This is a genomic window from Lentilactobacillus parakefiri, assembly GCF_002157585.1.
Lineage (GTDB): Bacteria > Bacillota > Bacilli > Lactobacillales > Lactobacillaceae > Lentilactobacillus > Lentilactobacillus parakefiri.
In genome coordinates, this window is sequence record NZ_BDGB01000091.1 from 1 (window position 1) to 291 (window position 291).

A 291-nucleotide genomic window follows, 5' to 3' on the forward strand; every position below is an offset into this window, starting at 1 on the left:
TGTGATGTGAGCGCTTCTGAGCTTCTTCTGCCATGTTCGATGTCGGTACTGCCAACCTTGGTCAGTGTGCAGGAACTGCTTGTATGGTTGGTTTGGTATTAACTCAATTAGGGAATTCAATGGTTTCATGGCAAATTCACGATTGGGACTGCCGGCAGTAATGGCAAAGGTTAGGATCTCATTATTGTATAAATCCATTATTGGTTCGAAATACACCTTTTCCTGAGTTTCGGGGATCTTAAATTCAGTGACATCGGAAACCATCTTCTGATTTGGCCAATCGGTTTGAAA

General features: G+C 42.6%; 1 protein-coding gene. It reads right to left on the reverse strand.

The features are described from left to right. A partial coding sequence (locus LPKJCM_RS09545) for a DDE-type integrase/transposase/recombinase (protein ID WP_133057566.1) occupies positions 1-291 on the reverse strand: 291 nt, incomplete at both ends.